This is a genomic window from Mesorhizobium sp. M7A.F.Ca.CA.002.09.1.1, from assembly GCF_003998555.1.
Taxonomy (GTDB): Bacteria; Pseudomonadota; Alphaproteobacteria; order Rhizobiales; family Rhizobiaceae; genus Mesorhizobium; species Mesorhizobium ciceri.
Map to the genome: position 1 here is coordinate 1 of NZ_RZRR01001343.1, position 979 is coordinate 979.

The window sequence follows — 979 nt, forward strand, 5'->3', positions numbered from 1 at the left end:
GCACATAGACCGTGCCGTCCTTGATCGCATACTGCACGTTCATCAGCCCGCCGACATTGAGCGCGCGGGCAAGGGCTGCCGTCTGGCGCTCCAGTTCGTCGACCAGTTCGGAAGGCAGCGAGTGCACCGGCAGCGAGCAGGCACTGTCGCCCGAATGGATGCCGGCCTCCTCGATGTGTTCCAGAATGCCGGAGACGAAGGTCGCCTTGCCGTCGCAGAGGCAGTCGACATCGACCTCGATGGCGCCGGAGAGATAGGTGTCGAACAGCAGCGGGTTTTTGCCCAGCAGCGTGTTGATCTGGCCGGTCTTGTCGTTGGGGTATTTCTGCTTGATGTCCTCCGGCACCAGGCCGGGCACGGTGTCGAGCAGGTAGGTCTGCAGCATGCCCTCGTCATGGATGATCTGCATGGCGCGGCCGCCGAGCACATAGGACGGGCGCACCACCAGCGGGAAGCCGAGCTCGCCGGCGACCAGGCGGGCCTGCTCGACCGAATAGGCGATGCCGTTCTTCGGCTGGCTCAGGTTGAGCTTGTGCAGCAGCTTCTGGAAGCGGTCGCGGTCTTCGGCGAGATCGATCATGTCGGGCGAGGTGCCGAGGATGGGGATGCCGGCCTTCTCCAGCGCATCCGCCAGCTTCAGCGGCGTCTGGCCGCCGAACTGGACGATGACGCCGACCAGCTCGCCCGAGGCCTGCTCGGCGCGCAGGATCTCCAGCACGTCTTCGGCCGTCAGCGGCTCGAAATAGAGCCGGTCCGAGGTGTCGTAGTCGGTCGAGACCGTCTCCGGGTTACAGTTGATCATGATCGCTTCATAGCCGGCGTCGCGCAGCGCGAAGGCGGCGTGGCAGCAGCAATAGTCGAACTCGATGCCCTGGCCGATGCGGTTCGGCCCGCCGCCGAGGATGACGACCTTCTTGCGCGACGAGACCTGCGCCTCGTTGGCCAGCGCGCCGGCGAACGGCACTTCATAGGTCGAGTA

The 979-nt window shown here is 65.3% G+C and carries 1 pseudogene; it reads right to left on the bottom strand.

The window, feature by feature from the left end:
• Positions 1-979 (bottom strand): annotated as a pseudogene (locus EN994_RS33075) (carbamoyl phosphate synthase large subunit); the annotation flags it as partial.